Source organism: Spirosoma sp. 209 (assembly GCF_002006735.1).
In the GTDB taxonomy this organism is placed as follows: domain Bacteria; phylum Bacteroidota; class Bacteroidia; order Cytophagales; family Spirosomataceae; genus Spirosoma; species Spirosoma sordidisoli.
Genome location: NZ_MVEC01000004.1, coordinates 201260 through 216746 on the forward strand (window position 1 = coordinate 201260; position 15487 = coordinate 216746).

Annotated in this window: 11 protein-coding genes; 6 read left to right on the forward strand and 5 right to left on the reverse strand. The window is 57.2% G+C overall.

All coding sequences use genetic code 11. The features are described from left to right. Nucleotides 1-12 precede the first annotated feature (12 nt). Entirely contained in the window at nt 13-3048 is a 3036-nt protein-coding gene (locus B1C80_RS08625) for a SusC/RagA family TonB-linked outer membrane protein (RefSeq protein WP_236648692.1), read from the reverse strand. A 378-nt stretch (nt 3049-3426) separates the two neighbouring features. After that, a complete protein-coding gene (locus B1C80_RS28395; protein ID WP_161492742.1) occupies nt 3427-3579 on the reverse strand; it encodes a hypothetical protein in 153 nt (50 codons plus the stop codon). On the opposite strand from B1C80_RS28395, the gene B1C80_RS28875 reads away from it, so the two are divergent. The 5 genes from B1C80_RS28875 to B1C80_RS08645 all read left to right on the forward strand — a co-directional run bounded on the left by B1C80_RS28875 (nt 3578) and on the right by B1C80_RS08645 (nt 10200). Then, nucleotides 3578-3700, forward strand: a complete 123-nt coding sequence (locus B1C80_RS28875) for a hypothetical protein (RefSeq protein ID WP_255376567.1) — start codon at nt 3578-3580, stop codon at nt 3698-3700. The two genes, B1C80_RS28395 and B1C80_RS28875, sit on opposite strands and share 2 nt — an antisense overlap. A 15-nt stretch (nt 3701-3715) precedes the next feature. After that, a complete protein-coding gene (locus B1C80_RS08630) occupies nt 3716-6883 on the forward strand; it encodes a SusC/RagA family TonB-linked outer membrane protein (RefSeq protein ID WP_077920673.1) in 3168 nt (1055 codons plus the stop codon). Between the two features lie 94 nt (nt 6884-6977). Continuing rightward, entirely contained in the window at nt 6978-8438 is a 1461-nt protein-coding gene (locus B1C80_RS08635) for a SusD/RagB family nutrient-binding outer membrane lipoprotein (RefSeq protein ID WP_077920674.1), read from the forward strand. Nucleotides 8439-8471: 33 nt separating this feature from the next. After that, complete coding sequence (locus B1C80_RS08640; RefSeq protein ID WP_077920675.1) at nt 8472-8951, forward strand: hypothetical protein; 480 nt, start codon at nt 8472-8474, stop codon at nt 8949-8951. Nucleotides 8952-9060: 109 nt separating this feature from the next. After that, complete coding sequence (locus B1C80_RS08645) at nt 9061-10200, forward strand: histidinol-phosphate transaminase (protein WP_077920676.1); 1140 nt, start codon at nt 9061-9063, stop codon at nt 10198-10200. An 87-nt stretch (nt 10201-10287) separates the two neighbouring features. On the opposite strand, the gene B1C80_RS08650 is transcribed toward B1C80_RS08645, so the two are convergent. From B1C80_RS08650 to B1C80_RS08660, 3 genes are all read right to left on the reverse strand, one after another. Continuing rightward, the gene (locus B1C80_RS08650; protein WP_077920677.1) at nt 10288-11196 is read right to left on the reverse strand and encodes a manganese catalase family protein; all 909 of its coding nucleotides are present in this window, start codon (nt 11194-11196) and stop codon (nt 10288-10290) included. A gap of 137 nt (nt 11197-11333) precedes the next feature. Beyond that, nucleotides 11334-12575, reverse strand: a complete 1242-nt coding sequence (locus B1C80_RS08655) for an MFS transporter (RefSeq protein ID WP_077920678.1) — start codon at nt 12573-12575, stop codon at nt 11334-11336. A gap of 74 nt (nt 12576-12649) precedes the next feature. Continuing rightward, a complete protein-coding gene (locus B1C80_RS08660) occupies nt 12650-14038 on the reverse strand; it encodes a PQQ-binding-like beta-propeller repeat protein (protein WP_077920679.1) in 1389 nt (462 codons plus the stop codon). 264 nt (nt 14039-14302) lie between these two features. On the opposite strand from B1C80_RS08660, the gene aroB reads away from it, so the two are divergent. Then, complete coding sequence (gene aroB / locus B1C80_RS08665) at nt 14303-15340, forward strand: 3-dehydroquinate synthase (protein WP_077920680.1); 1038 nt, start codon at nt 14303-14305, stop codon at nt 15338-15340. The last annotated feature ends 147 nt before the right edge of the window (nt 15341-15487 follow it).

Consider the following 15487-nt stretch of genomic DNA (forward strand, 5'->3'; position numbering starts at 1 on the left):
GTTGTTGATACGTTATAAGCCAATGTTGATACCCGCGTTGAATACCCGGGGCAGGGGTAGGTTACCGAAGTCGATACCGAAGCCGCCCGAGCCACCCGTAGCCGTGTTGACCGCGTTTACGCCCGGATCGCCACCGGTGTAGTTCGTCAGCAGGAACAGATCGTTACCCGTGAAGAACACACTGGCCGATTTGAATATCCGCGACCGGCCCAGCACCGATGTCGGCAGGTTATACCGCACCGTTACTTCTTTCAGCCGAACCCAGTTGATGTCGCGCTCGATGAAGGTCTCGTCGGCCAACGAGGTGTAAAAATTGTTGTTGTAGTAAGGGACAACCTGAATCGAATTGCGGGTAGGGGTGTCGGAGTTTTCGAGCCCGTCTTTCAGCACACCCGTAAATACGCGGGGCGTTTCGCGGTCGAGGGTTTTGGTACTCAGGCCGGTGCGGTACAGGTACGACTCGGTCGCGTTATATACATCGCCCCCTTTCCGGATGTCGAACAGGAAGTTAAGCGACAGGTCGCGGTAGCGGAACGAGTTCAGGAAACCGATCACAAAGTCCGGATTCCGGTCGGCCACGACGTTCCAGACGGTTTCGGTCAGGGGCAGACCCGAGAGGGGGCTGATCAGAATGTCGCCTTTCGCGTTGCGCAGGTAGCTGTTGCCGGTCAGGGTGGTCAGCGGGCCGCCCAGCCGCGATCCGTTGCGGATGTTGCTGTAGACGTTCGAGTCAGAATTGTAGAACTCGGTCAGGCCCGGGGCCAGCTGTTCGAGCCGGCTGTCGGTCTTGGTGAAGTTGATGGTCGTGTTCCAGCCGAAATTGGGTTGCCGGATCGGTTCGGCCGTCAGCGACAGCTCGATTCCGTTGTTCCAGAGCTTACCGCCGTTGATGGTTTTCAGCACGAAGCCGGTTCCGTAGCTGATGCGCAGATCGCGGATGATCTGGGCCACGCTCGTTGTGCGGTAGTAAGCCGCATCGATACCAAACCGGCCGTTGAAAAACTTCAGCTCGGTACCTACTTCTACCGAGGTCACTTTCTCGGGCCGCAGCACCGGGTTGGGCGCCGTAAAGCCGTATGAGAAGCCACCGCCCGTGGTGGTCTGGTTCTCATACGCCTGGGTGGTGGCATACTCGGGGGCTTCTTTACCCACCTGAGCAGCCGAGAAACGCAGCTTACCGTAGCTCAGCGCCTTGCGAAGGCCGCCATCGGGCAGTAGCTCCGTGAATACAAAACTCAGCGAGGCCGACGGGTAGAAGAACGAGCGGTTCTGAATCGGGAACGTCGACGACCAGTCGTTACGGCCCGTCAGGGTCAGCGTTACAGTATTGTCATAATCGAGGGTAGCGTTGGCAAAGGCCCCGATGAGCCGCCGTTGCCGAAGCGTCGACAGCGATTTCTGCGTCAGCGGATCGGTGTTGTTGATCGAGGTAAAGTTGGGGTCGAGGAATTTTTCACCCCGGGTGGCCAGCACTTCGTATCGGTAGTCGTAGATGGCCTGACCAACCAGCAGCGAGGCATCCAGTTTGCCGAAAGTGCGTTTCAGCGTCGCAAAATACTGCGCCGTAAGGGTGCGGTTGTTGTCGGTTGCCTGGTCGAGCGCCCCGCCAATGACCCCGCCCGACCGGTTCGATTCGGGGTGGTATTTGATCAGGTACTGGGTCGAGAACGCATCCAGCCCGACGCGGGCCGATAGCGTCAGCCAGTCGGCTACGGTATAATTGCCCCCCACGTTGGTAACGACCCGGTTGCCCCGGTCGCGCAGCAGGTTCTTGTTGATATCGAAATACGGGTTTTCGACTTCCGTATTGCCCACCGTAGCCCGCCGACGCGATCCGTCGGGGTTGAGGTAGTCGCTCATGTCGTCGGTAACGGGCCAGGAGAGCATCCCGATCAGGAAGCTGTTGGCTCCTTTGGATACCTTCCGGTTGTCGGTATTAATGTACTGAATCGTCGACTCGAGCGAGAGTTTATCCGTCAGTTTGGCCGTACCGCCCAGGGTGATGTTGAGTCGTTTATAGTCAGTGGTTGGAATAACGCCCTCCGAGCTGGTATACCCCGCCGACAGCCGGTACGTGTACCGATCGGTACCACCGTCGAACGAGAGGTTATGCCGCTGGCCGGTGCCGGTACGCAGAAAATTTTCGGCATTATTATACAAGGTGTCGTTTTCCGGAATCCGCGGCCCAAAGGCGTTGAAGTTGGTATTGTTGCTGACGCCGTTGTTACCCTGCCCGTAAACGCGCTGGGTTTTGGGCAGCGGGCCGGTCTGCTGCCAGGTGAAGCTGTTGGTATAGCTGATACGACCCTGTCCCGACCGACCTTTCTTGGTGGTGATCACAATGGCACCGTTGGCAGCTTCGACCCCGTAGAGGGCTGCGGCCTCGGGGCCTTTGAGAATGGTAATGGTTTCGATATCGTTGGGGTTGATATCCTGCGCCCGGTTGCTGAAATCGACGGTCCGGTTTTCGGTCGACTGACCCGAGGCCGCCCGCGACGAGGCAAAGTTGTTGCTCGAGATCGTATTGTTGCTGATCGGCATACCGTCTACCACGTACAACGGCTGGTTGTTGCCGCTGAGCGAGTTGATACCCCGAATAATGACCGACGATGACGAGCCCGGCATCCCGCTCGATGTGCCGACCTGAACCCCGGCCACCCGGCCCTGAATGGCGTTGAGGAAGTTATCGCGCTGGGAGTTGGCCAGATCCTGACCGGCTACTTCGGTAACGGCATAGCCCAGCTGACGTTTCTCCCGCTCGATCCCGAGCGCGGTAACCACCACTTCGTTCAGCGCGTTGGCTTCCTGCTTCAGCGCCACGTTGATTACATCAGCGTTGCCGATAGTAACGTCCTGTGTAGTGGTACCGATAAAGCTGATCCGAAGTGCCTGACCACGAGTGGCCTGGATGCGAAAATTACCGTTCGCGTCGGTCGTTGTACCCCGTGTGCTGCCACGTACCACCACGCTGGCTCCGGGAATAGGCTGGTTATCGTCGGCCGATGTGACCCGACCTGAGATCGTCCGATCCTGAGCCAGCGCAGCCATGAATGTTGATGAACAAAGCAGTATGAGAAGTATACTGCGTACAAATAACCTCATAAGCAAGTAGGGGAGAAATAATAATTATATGGAAAACGGGGTCAAAATTGCCCTTAAATCCATAGATATACAACTCCCATAGGATTATTACAGAAAGAAATTAAAGTAGGACTAAAGCAAGAAAAAGTTTTCTCTAAGACTTGTAGTATATTTTGATAAAGTATGATTATGTAGAATATTATTGATGTATCGATAAAATTTATCAAAATGTTATTTGGATATTTGATTAAGGGCCTATATTTGGTACATCGATTTTTAGTACAACAGAACAACTTCCCGTATCGACTGTTCACTGGCCGCACTTGTGGGGCAGTCGATGACATCCTACTTCCGTTTCGCCCGGCGAACGGTCAGGAGTATAGCTAGCCGTCTGCTGGACGGAATGCTGTCAGAACGAGCGTTGCCCATCCCCTGATCCATGCGCGTGTGGATAGGACGAGGCAGCAACACGTACCCTTTTAGCTGAATGTACTTCATGTATCTGCAACCCTACGGTCTGCAGAAGCGGTTGCATTGCGCCCGGTTGGTTTCGGGCGATTCGGATCGGGCGGCTAGTATTCGGCATCGCCCGGACGACCGGGCGCAGGCAACTCGTTAAAACAACCTAACTAACATGCGAAAACTATTACTCTACGCTCTTTTCTGGTGCCTGGCAGGATTAACCGCTCAGGCGCAGTCCCGTTTACTGACGGGCACGGTGAGTTCGGCCGAGGAGGGACCGCTACCGGGCGTGAACGTCGTGCTGAAAGGGACGTCGGTCGGTACCACGACCGACTCAAAAGGAAAATATACGCTGAGTGTGCCCAACGACGAGGCTGTTCTGACCTTCAGCTCCATTGGGTTCATGACCGAAGAAATGAAAGTCGGTAGCCGGTCGGTGCTGGATTTTACCCTCCGGTCCGACGTGCGCTCGCTCTCCGAAGTGGTCGTAACGGCCTTCGGGGTCAAGAAAGAAGTAAAATCACTGGGCTACGGGGTGCAGGAAATCAAAGGCGGTTCGCTCACCGAAGCCCGGGCCACCAACGTAGCCAACTCCCTGTCGGGTAAAGTAGCCGGTCTGCGTATCAGCAGCAACGGCGGCCCCGGCAGCGGCTCCGCCATTCAGATTCGGGGCGCAGCTTCGGTCTCGGGCAACAACCAGCCCCTGATCGTTGTAGACGGGGTACCGATCCAGCAAACCAGCGAAAAACAGTTTGGCGGTGGTCTCTCCGAAATCAACCCGGATAACATTCAGGATATCAGCGTACTGAAAGGGCCCAACGCAGCTGCGCTTTACGGCTCGCGGGCGGCCAACGGGGTTATCCTGGTCACGACGAAATCGGGCGCGGGTACCAAAGGGATCGGGGTCGAGATCAACTCGAACACCACGTTCGAGCGCCCCTGGATTACCCCACAGTTTCAGAACACCTACGGCGGTGGTAACGGCTACCGTACCTGGTATACCGACGGCTGGAGCGGGGCCATCACCAACCCGGCCGAGATAGCGCAATACCGGTCGGCTTATGGCCCGCTGGCTCCGCTGAGCGGCACCGAAGGCACCGACGAAAGCTGGGGCGCTCCCATGGACGGGCGTCTGGTTCGCCACTGGTGGAGCGGTACCGGCGTGGCGCCCCTGACCCCGACTCCCAACAACTACGCCGACTACTGGCAAACGGGTAAAACGTTTACCAACAACGTAGCGCTGTCGGGCAGTAACGACAAAGGAAATTTCCGGCTGAGTGTGGGGCGGCTTACCCAGGATGGTATCATGTATTACAATGATTTCTTCCGGAACAACTACAAGCTGAACACCAACTACAACTTCACGCCCAAGCTGAACGTATCGATTTCGGCCGAATACGTAAAATCGGGTGGTAACCGGGGCTATCAGGAAGGGCAGCAGTTTATCTGGGCGCACCGCCAGACCGATTGGACCAAGATCCGCAACTGGCGCGATTATTCGGCTACGCACATCCAGCGTGCGCTACCCGGTCGCCCGGCCGATACCGATCCGCCGAACTGGCAGCACACATTCTTTACCAACCCGTATTACCTGACCGAGTTGCTGCCCTTCACCAACGACAAAGACCGGCTGGTAGGCAACATGGCGCTGAACTACAAAATTCTGCCGTCGCTGAGCGTCATGCTGCGGAGCGGTACCGACTACTGGTCCGATACGCGGATCAACATCATCAACTTTGAGCGGGTTCGGAACGGGAACCAGACGCCGGGCCAGTACTCGGAAGAGATTCTGCGCCGGCAGGAAACGAACCACGACCTGTTGTTCACCTTCAACAAGAACATCACGTCCGAGCTGACCACGACCGTGCAGCTGGGGGGCGTACAGCGCATCAACTATTACAAGCGCAACTTCACCCGGGTGGGTCAGCTGGTCGTAGATGGCGTTTACAACCTGGCCAACTCGAACCCGAGCCAGAACACGGCCGAAAGTACCATTCGGGAGTCGCAGATGAACAGCGTATTCGGGTCGGTCGAATTCGGCTGGCGTAACTCGCTGTTCCTGAACGCTACGGCCCGTAACGACTGGTCGAGCACGCTGCCCACCGAAGCCCGTTCGTACTTCTACCCATCGGTTTCGGCCTCGGCGGTGCTGACCGAGCTGCTGGGTATTCAGAGCAACGTGCTGTCGTTCGGTAAAATCCGGGCCAGCGTGGCGCAGGTGGGTAACGACACCGACCCCTACCAGCTGGCCCAGACCTTCCGGGCAGGTGGTTCCTGGAACGGATCGATTCCTGAGTTCTACGAAAACACGACCATTGCCAACGCAACGCTCAAGCCCGAAATCACCACCGGCACCGAGCTGGGTGTTGACCTGCGTTTCCTGAAAGGCCGCATCGGCCTGGACGTGACGTACTACAAGCAGACATCGCGCAACCAGATTCTGGCCGTCGACATCTCGAAAGCCAGCGGCTATAACCAGCGGATACTGAACGCCGGTCAGCTGACCAACCAGGGCGTCGAGATCGTACTGACCGGTACGCCCGTGCGGCTGCCCATGGGCCTGACCTGGGAAACCACGCTGAACTTCGCCCGCAACCGCAACCGGGTCGACGCCCTCGCCGACGGCCTGACTACCTACGTGCTCAACACCCGCCAGGGCCTCAACTCCGAGGCTCGCGTGGGCCAGCCCTACGGCACCCTGTTCGGGATCGGTTTCGAGCGGGCACCGGATGGCCAGATCATTTACCGGAACGGCTTGCCGGTCGTTGCTACGGACCCCAAAGTGCTGGGTAACATTCAGCCGAAGTGGACCGGTGGGTGGTTGAACACGGTGAGCTATAAAGGCATCGTTCTGTCGGCCCTGGTCGACGTGAAAATGGGGGGTGACTTCTACGATGAAGGAACCGGTACCGCCCGCTGGACAGGCCAGTACGAAGAGACCGCTGTTGGTCGCGAAGAAGGCATCATCGGCAAGGGCGTTGTCAACATCGGTACGGCCGAGAGCCCCCAGTATGTGCCTAACACGGTTATCATGCCCGCCAGCACGCTCTATAGCTACAACAACCCACGCCGGTACCACGAAGCGGTTATCTACGACGGGTCGTACGTGAAGCTGCGCGAAGCTACCATCGGCTATGCCCTGCCTGCCTCGCTGCTGGCCGGTAAGTTTATCCGCTCGGCCAAGATTTCGGTCGTGGGCCGGAACCTGCTGATGCTGTTCAGCAACCACCCGCACATCGATCCGGAAGTTGACCGGTTTGGTGGTAACCAGCAGGGCTTTGCCTATGGCGAGCTACCCTCGTCGCGCAGTGTAGGGGTTAACCTGAATCTAAGTTTTTAATGGGTATCGGTAGGCCGGACCGCGGTACCGGACAGGTCGCAACGGGGCCATCCAGTACCGCCGGCCGGCCGCTGAAAACGGAAAACGACTAACTATGAAACGCACATTCTTACTCGCTATAGCGGCACTTCTGACGGTCTCTTCCTGCACCAAGGAGTTTGACAAGATGAACGTGGACCCCAACAACCCCACCAGTCTTGGGCCGCAGTTTCTGCTGCCGTACGCGCTCGAATACACCATCGACCGCTCCTGGGGTGGCCGAACCCGCTTCGAGCGGCTCAACCTGGACGGGGCTATGCTCTGGATGCAGTACCTCTCGCGTAATATCTACTCCAACGAGGGCGACAACTACGGGCTGAACCCGGCTTTCTACAACAACAACTGGAAAGCCCTGTTCAACGACGGTCTGGTCAACTACCAGCGGATCATTGCCCTGTCGCAGCCCGGTGCGGCCTATCAGAACACCAATTTTGAAGGCATTGCGCTGGTGATGCGGTCCTGGACGTTCTCGCTGCTGGCTGATCTGTACGGCCCTATCCCGTATACGGAAGCGCTCAAAGGCACGACCGATACGCCCGTTTACAGCCCGTCTTACGACTCGATGGATAAGATCTACGCTGGTCTGCTGGCCGACCTGAAAACGGCCAACGACAAGCTGACCGTTGGCGGGCCGGCCGTGTCGGGCGATATTCTCTATAACGGCGACATTACCAAGTGGAAGAAGTTTGCCAACTCGCTGCGGCTGCGGCTGGCTAACCGGCAGGCGGTCAAGAAACCCGCCGAGTCGAAAGCCATCATGGCCGAGATTCTGGGCGATCCGGCCAAGTACCCCATCTTCACGAGCAACGCCGACAACGCGAGCCTGAAATGCACCACGGTCCTGTCGAGCAGCAACGAGCTGTACATGGTTATGGTCAACGACAGCCGTACGGACTGGAACATGAGCAAGACGTTCGTTGACCGGCTCACGGAACTGGGCGATGCCCGCCTGACGGTGTTTGCCCAGCCCAACAAGGATGGTAAATACCTCGGCCACGCCAACGGTTTGCCCGACGCCATCGCCACTACCTACCTGGGTGTCAGCTCGAATATCGGTTCGTATTTCATTCAGCAGACGGCACCCGAAGTGCTGATGACCTTTGCCGAGCTGAACCTGATCCTGGCCGAAGCGGCTCAGGATGGCGATATCAGCGGGTCGGCCCAGAGCTATTTCGAGAAAGGCATAACCGCTTCGTTCGATCAGTACGGGCTGAAAGTGTCGGACGCCTACCTGAAAACCGTTGGGGCCGTATCGAAAGAGAAAATCATGGAGCAGAAATGGATCGCGCTGTTTGGCCAGGGCCTCGAAGCCTGGACCGAGTATCGCCGTACGGGCCTGCCGGTGCTGCCTGCCAAAGATCCGCGCGCGGTATTCGAGAACGACGGCGTTCTGCCCACCCGCCTGCCTTATCCGGGTTCTGAAGTATCGCTGAACGAAGCCAACTACAAGAAAGGCGTCGAGATGATTGGCGGTAAAAACGACACCAAGTCGAAACTGTGGTGGGCGGAGAAGTAAGATCGCATGTACAACAAACAAGATTATCGACCAATGAAACGATATAGAATTTACCCGATAATGGCGCTGCTGGCCCTGGGCTCGCTGGCTGGCTGCATGAAGAAAGACGATCCGTTTATCGACCGCGTAGCCGCTCCGGTGCTGGTCGTGATCGACAACGCTACCGGCGATGGGGGTGGCCTGACGGCCGAACCCGTGGTATCGCAGAAAGTGACGGGCCCCGTCGTGATGGGCGTGCGGATCTACGAACTCGACAAAAGTGGTATTCTGGATAATAAAGTCGGGATCGATTCGATTCCGGTGACGTCGCTGACCGTAAGGCTGACCACGCGTGACGGGAAAGCACTCGGTGATCTCAAAACTGACGGAACCGGTAAAGCCAGCCTGACAAAGACCTGGGCTGAGCTGGGCGTAACGGCGCCAAGAGCGGGTAGTAGTGTTCAACTGACCTGGTCAGGTGAGTACAAAGGACAGGCCTTCTCGCGGCTGTCCCGAGTACAAGGTGTCAATTAATACGTAAGCAGAGGTTGGTTTACGGCTGGCTTATTGCCCTGGGGCAGCGGCTGGCTGTAAACCAATATCCGTTACAGGAAACCCCATTACCAACAACTTATACACAATTATGTCAATCAATCGTCGTGACTGGCTGCGGGCTGGTCTGGTTTCTGGATTAGGTCTTGCAACGGCACAGGCCGGATATTGTGAACCATGGCTCGATGCCGCTCCAACGGCGCCGGTGCTGCCGCCCAAAGGCGCCATGAAAGCCCGTCTGTCGGCCAACGAGAACCCCTACGGCCCGTCGCCCAAGGCGCTGAAAGCCATCAACGATGCTGCGCAGGAAGGCTACCTGTATCCGTTTCAGTACGCTACCCAGCTGCGTAAGATGATTGCTGAGCAGGAAGGTGTGGCTGAAGAGCAGGTACTGCTGGCACCCGGTTCGGGATCACTGCTGGTTGCGGCTGCGATGCACTACAGCTACGCCAAGCCCGGCGGCACGATCATCTCGGCCGACCCTACGTACGAGCAGCTGATGCGGGCCGCGGTTCAGCACGGCGCCAAATGGGAGAAAGTACCCCTGACGGCCGGCAACTACGACCACAACCTGGCCGAGATGGAAAAGCGCATCGGCGACAATACGAGCATGGTGTACATCAACAACCCGAACAACCCAACGGGCGTAACCATCGATCCGGTGGCGCTGCGGGCGTTTGTCGACCGGGTGTCGGCCAAAAAGCCCGTGTTTGCCGACGAGGCTTATATTCACTACACCAGCGACCCGGCCAAATTCTCGGTGATCGACAACGTGAAAAAAGGCCAGAACGTGCTGGTCGCGCGTACGTTCTCAAAAATCTACGGCATGGCTGGTTTGCGGCTGGGCTATCTGGTTGGCCAGCCCGATACGCTGGCGGCCATCAGCAAGTGGGGCGGGGGACCCGGCGGTCTGACAATGACCACCATCCGGGCCGGTCTGGCCTGCTATACCGATCAGGATTTTATCAAGTATTCGCTGGCCAAAGGCCTCGAAGCGCGCGAATACCTGTACGAAACCCTGAAAACCAACGGCTACACATACCTGCCGTCGGGCACTAACTTCGTGCTGTTCCCGATTCGCATGAAGGGCGAGGACTTCGTAGCCAAGATGATGAGCCAGGGCGTAAGCATCCGTCAGTGGAAATTTGACGGTCAGTACTGGTGCCGCGTGAGCCTGGGTACCATGCCCCAGATGCAGGCCTTTGCCGAAGGACTGAAAGTGATATCGTAATTGACTACTACCAGAAAGGAAAAAGGCGCTGATTTCTGTCAGCGCCTTTTTCCTTTGTGATTACTTCCGGGTCATGACAAGATCCGGTTAATATTTATAATCAATCCCCATTTTCTTGGCCATATCGGCAAACATCTGCGGGTCGAAATCGTCGGCGCCGGGGGCGTTCAGCTGCGGCTCCTCGTCGAGGTCGGGAACCGGGTAGCCGGGTATGGCCCCTTCAATGACTACGCACTCCTGCCCGTCTTCGGGGTGGGGGCCGTTCCAGATCAGACCGGCCTGTTTGTAGTCTTCCTGGCTAAAGGTATACAGCTGCAGGTGAAGCTTCTCGTCCATGAACTTTCGGGCTTCGGGGAACGCATCGTTGCTCAGATCCGGAATAGGCAGCAGTTTGGTTACTTCTACTCCCGTCAGTTTTTCAAGGGCTTTGGCATACGCTACCACGTGTAAACCGCCCCGTACCAGCAGATACCCCACCATGGTCCGCGCGGTTGGGTCGTCGACCATTTCGTAGACGCGCATCTTGTTGGCCCGTGCTCCGCATTCGAGGAAGAAATTGTGGAGCAGATCGAGCTTGAGGTTGCCGCTGCTGAAGACGTTCTCGCCCGACCAGAACCGACCCATCGAGTCCATTGGTAAGGCTGATTGGCCACTGGCTATAAAGTGGCTCGTATTGCGCGCGTCAACACCGTTGGCCAGCGGGGTGGTGGTCGGGTCCATGCCGCGTTTGCTTACGCCCGTCAGCAGGAGATTCGTCGTGTACGAAACTACCTCGATATGACCGTATTCTTCGCCCGCAATGGAGCAGATCAGATCATAGAAAGGCCGTAGTTTCTTACGTCCCCGAAAGTTGAACGACTGGTACGTGTAATTCATCAGGGTCGACATCTCCCCGAATTTACCGCCCAGCAGTTCCTGTACGGCGGCTGCGCTATTGGGCGATGGGTTGTTGGGGCGAGGCAGCTCGATCGGCAACCGGTCCATTTTTAGTATCATGGCTCTCTGGGTTTGTTGGTTAGAGATGACGCGTATCTATAAAACCAACTAAACCTATAGAGATTAGTTATAAAAAAGGGAGTCTTCTGTGTGAATCCTGGTAAAATACACAGCCAGGGAGACCGGAGCCTCACAATTTACCGGATGGCCACCGGCCGGGTCGGGTCGATCTTGAGCCAGAGTAAGGCGCTGACCAGCAGGCAGCCGGCAATCATGAAGAGGGGATAATTGAAGTTATGGGTTTGCTCAACGATGATGCCGAACAGGATGGTGATGAAAAAGCCACCCAGCTGCCCGGCAAAGTTCATGGACCCGGTAACGGTGCCGGCGTTGCGCTGACCAATGTCAACGCATACGGCAAAGGCGACCGGCAGGGCCAGGTCCTTCAGCAGCACACAGGTGGCCAGCAGGTAGCCCGCAGCCTGGTTGTCGGTTGTCAGCCCGGCCAGCAGAAAAAACAGACTCGATAGCCCCAAGCCGCCCATACCCACCGCCCGGCGCCCGATCTTGAGGCCATAGCGTTTGGTGAGTACATCGCTCAGCGCGCCCCCGGCCAGGCAGCCAACGGCCCCCAGAAAGTACGAGAGTGAAATGAAATTTTTGGTTTGATCTTCGGTCATGCCCCGGCCTTCCTGAAAATACACCGACGACCAGTTTGTGAAAAAATAGGACCCGTAAAAAAACAGATGACACATCAGCATCAGGGCCCAGAGGTCAGGATTACGGATAATGGTCTGCCACGGAATACGGTGGTCGGTCTGCCGAAGATTCCGGCCGGTTTCGATTTCGTCGACTTCGGCGGGGCTGATGCCCGGCTGGGTAGCGGGCTCGTCGCGGAACCACACGTACCAGCCGATAGCCCACACAACGCCCATGAAACCGAGGATGGCAAATGCCCAGCGCCAGCCCGCCCAGTGGACGAGCGGAATCACAATAAGCGGGGTTAGCGCACCACCCAGTCGACCGGCTGCCCAGATGACCGACTGCGCCCGGCCTACTTCGATAGCGGGAAACCAGCGGGCAATGGCGATAGACGAGTTCGGGTAAGCCCCGGCCTCACCGGCGCCGAACAGAAACCGAACCACCAGCAGATACAGAAACGAGAACGCGGTGCCGGTCAGGGCCGTGAAACCCGACCACCAGAGCACCACCCGGGTCAGCACCCGTCTTGGCCCGATCCGGTCGCCGAGCGTACCCGTCGGTATTTCGAACAGGGCATACGAGAGCGAGAAAGCCCCCAATATCCAGCCAAACTGCTGGTTATCGAGCTGGAGGTCGGCCTTCACGTACTTGCTGACCACGTTCATGCAAACGCGGTCGAGGTAGGTGATGGTCGACAGGAGAAATAAACCGGTCAGAACGCGGTATCGGACTTTCATCGGCTGGGCGCGCAGGGGATAGGGTTTGGCCGGGCAAGCTAAGCAATTCTGCCTGTTCTGTCCTAACCGCCCCTTTACTGCCGACCGCCACTAATACCCGCTGCCACCGGTACGAGGTCTGTAGTGGCCAGGCAGGGGCTAGCCAGCAGCCGGGCATCGAGCGGAACCCGCCACCGGAGAGCCCCGCTGGTGGCGTTCAGGCAATACAGACTGGTATCCTGTCCGCTGATGTAAACAAAGCCATTATACACGATCGGGCTGGCGCTAACGAGGCCGCCGGTGCTGTATTTCCAGCGCAGCGTACCCGTCTGGGCATCGAGGGCGTACAGATTTCGGTCGTCGCTGCCCACGTAAACAAGCCCGTTTGCCACCATAGGACTCGATGTTATACGGCCACCGGTGCTGAACTTCCAGCTTACAGTGCCCAAGCTGGCGTTGAGGGCGTACAGGTTCCGGTCGTCGCTGCCTACGTATACGATGTCGTTAACGACTGTGGGGCTTGAGCTTACGGCCCCACCCGTGCTGAATTTCCAGCGTTGGGTGCCGGTTTTGGCGTCGAGGGCGTAGAGGTTATAATCGTTGGTGCCGATGTAGACCAGGTCGCCGGCAACGGCCGGGCTGGAGGTGATGCTGTTACCGGCGCTGAACTTCCAGCGCTGCGTACCTGAGTCAACATCGAGGGCATAGAGGGTCTGGTCTTTGCTGCCCACATAGGCCAGCCGGTTCGCAACAACCGGACTTGAGGTAACTCCGCCTGCGGTGCTGAACTTCCAGCGTTGGGCGCCGGTCAGGATGTCGAGGGCGTACAGGTTCTGGTCTTCGCTGCCCACCAGCACCAGCCGCCCCGACGCGACCGGACTCGACAGAATGCTCTTGCCGGCGCTGAATTTCCAGCGCTGGGTGCCCGTCTGGGCGTCGAGCGCGTAGAGGTTACCATTTTCGCTGGCGGTGAAGACCTGTCCGGCGGCAACATAAGCGCTCGACGTAATGGATGCGCCCGTCGAAATGCGCCACTTCACCGTGCCGGTGCCGCCGTCGAGGGCGAAAAAATTGCCAATGCTGTTTCCCAGATAAACGAGAGCGCCCCCGTTGGGAATCAGGCTGGCTACGCTAACCGTAACCACATACGGCTGTACCGACTTGTCCATGGCCGTAACGGTATACGAAACCGGTTTGCTGAAATCCTGAGCCGTACCCGAAGCGGGCGAGATAATCGCTTTCTCCGAAATCGTGATGGCGGGTACTAACTGGCTGAGGTTCGTACCGGCCGGAACGGTGGCCCGAATGGTGTAGACCACGGAGTCGATGACGGCCGACACCGGGGGCGTTAACTTCGAAAAAACAAAGGATTCGATGGCTTTGCCCGTATTGATGGGTGCCGTATCGATTGATTCCTTGCAGGCCGCCACAAGTAACAGCAGCCCCGTTATCCGGAGCAGTGGAGAGGATAGATTCCGAGACATCAGCACAATAGATGTGTATATGAGAGAAGCAGACCAAACGTCGGGCGTAGGGGCCTGGGGGCGGGTCCGTTGGCTGGTCTGAAAACATTTATAATGCCAAACTATAAACCGGGGCTGGTGCGGCTCAAAACAGCCGGGCTCAGAGCTGGTTACGCAAGCGAAAAAGAGATGGCCTTTGGGCACAGAAGGGTATGGCTGCTCCTGATTGTTAACAGATCAAGGCCATCGTTACGCCCAGCCGTTGCTGTTGCGTACATTTGCTGTATGTCAACTGTAACCATTGCTTCCCTTACCGAAAGCCTGCCCGCTTTTCTGGACGCTTCCGATTTTTCGGCCATAGCCGTCATTGCTGACAATCACACCTTTAAGTTCTGTTATCCCGAGATAAAGGCCCTGCTGCCCAGACATACGCTGGTACGCATCAAGGCGGGCGAAGAACAGAAACACCTGGCTACCTGCGAGCTGATCTGGGATGCGCTGACCCGAGCCAATTTTGACCGGCATGCGCTGGTGCTGAACCTCGGCGGTGGTGTTATTGGCGATATGGGTGGCTTTTGTGCCGCTACGTACAAGCGCGGTATTGCCTTTGCCCAACTGCCGACGACCCTGCTGGCCCAGGTCGACGCCAGCGTTGGCGGCAAACTGGGGATCGACTTCAACGGCTTCAAAAACCACATCGGCGTGTTTCAGCAGCCGAACGCCGTGCTGATCGACCCGTCGTTGCTGGCTACCCTGCCCGAGCGGGAGCTTCGGTCGGGCTTTGCCGAGATTATCAAGCATTGCCTCATCGCCGACGCCGGTATGTGGAACGACATTCGTCGGCGCGACCTCGACGAGCAGGACTGGGCTAGGCTCGTGGCGCATTCGGTAGCCGTAAAGCAGCGGGTGGTTGAACAGGACCCGACGGAAAAAGGATTGCGGAAGATTCTGAACTTCGGCCATACGCTCGGCCATGCGGTAGAAACATACTTCCTGACGCAACCCCGCAAGCGACTGCTCCACGGCGAAGCCATTGCGGTCGGTATGGTAGCCGAAGCGTTCATTGCCTTCCAGAAAAAGATGATCGATCAGGAGCTGCTCACGCAAATCGAAGAATACGTATTTGCCGTATATGGAAATGTACGACTAACCGATGCAGATACCGAGCCTATTCTGGCACTGACGCTTCAGGACAAGAAAAATCGGGGCAACCAGGTTCGGATGGCGCTGCTCGACGGGCCGGGCAGCTGCGCGTTCGACCTGCCGGTTACCATGGCTGACATGCGCCGGGGACTGGCTTTTTACAGCGGCTTATCCAGGTAAAAAAAGTGCGTTTCGTGGCGGTACGGAGATTTTGCCGATAACTCATCTGGCAATTAAATTTTGGTAACATTACCTTGAATAACCAAACATAACCGCTTATATTTGAGTTGGTCACGACATAAACCATCGTTCTACTAAATTCAGAAT

Excerpts from the sequence above, each read along its gene's own strand:
- B1C80_RS08625 (WP_236648692.1), bottom strand. The coding sequence starts at position 3,048 with ATGGCTGCGCTGGCTCAGGATCGGACGATCTCAGGTCGGGTCACATCG.
- B1C80_RS28875 (WP_255376567.1), top strand. The coding sequence starts at position 3,578 with ATGTATCTGCAACCCTACGGTCTGCAGAAGCGGTTGCATTGCGCCCGG.
- B1C80_RS28395 (WP_161492742.1), bottom strand. The coding sequence starts at position 3,579 with ATGAAGTACATTCAGCTAAAAGGGTACGTGTTGCTGCCTCGTCCTATC.
- B1C80_RS08630 (WP_077920673.1), top strand. The coding sequence starts at position 3,716 with ATGCGAAAACTATTACTCTACGCTCTTTTCTGGTGCCTGGCAGGATTA.
- B1C80_RS08635 (WP_077920674.1), top strand. The coding sequence starts at position 6,978 with ATGAAACGCACATTCTTACTCGCTATAGCGGCACTTCTGACGGTCTCT.
- B1C80_RS08640 (WP_077920675.1), top strand. The coding sequence starts at position 8,472 with ATGAAACGATATAGAATTTACCCGATAATGGCGCTGCTGGCCCTGGGC.
- B1C80_RS08645 (WP_077920676.1), top strand. The coding sequence starts at position 9,061 with ATGTCAATCAATCGTCGTGACTGGCTGCGGGCTGGTCTGGTTTCTGGA.
- B1C80_RS08650 (WP_077920677.1), bottom strand. The coding sequence starts at position 11,196 with ATGATACTAAAAATGGACCGGTTGCCGATCGAGCTGCCTCGCCCCAAC.
- B1C80_RS08655 (WP_077920678.1), bottom strand. The coding sequence starts at position 12,575 with ATGAAAGTCCGATACCGCGTTCTGACCGGTTTATTTCTCCTGTCGACC.
- B1C80_RS08660 (WP_077920679.1), bottom strand. The coding sequence starts at position 14,038 with ATGTCTCGGAATCTATCCTCTCCACTGCTCCGGATAACGGGGCTGCTG.
- aroB (WP_077920680.1), top strand. The coding sequence starts at position 14,303 with ATGTCAACTGTAACCATTGCTTCCCTTACCGAAAGCCTGCCCGCTTTT.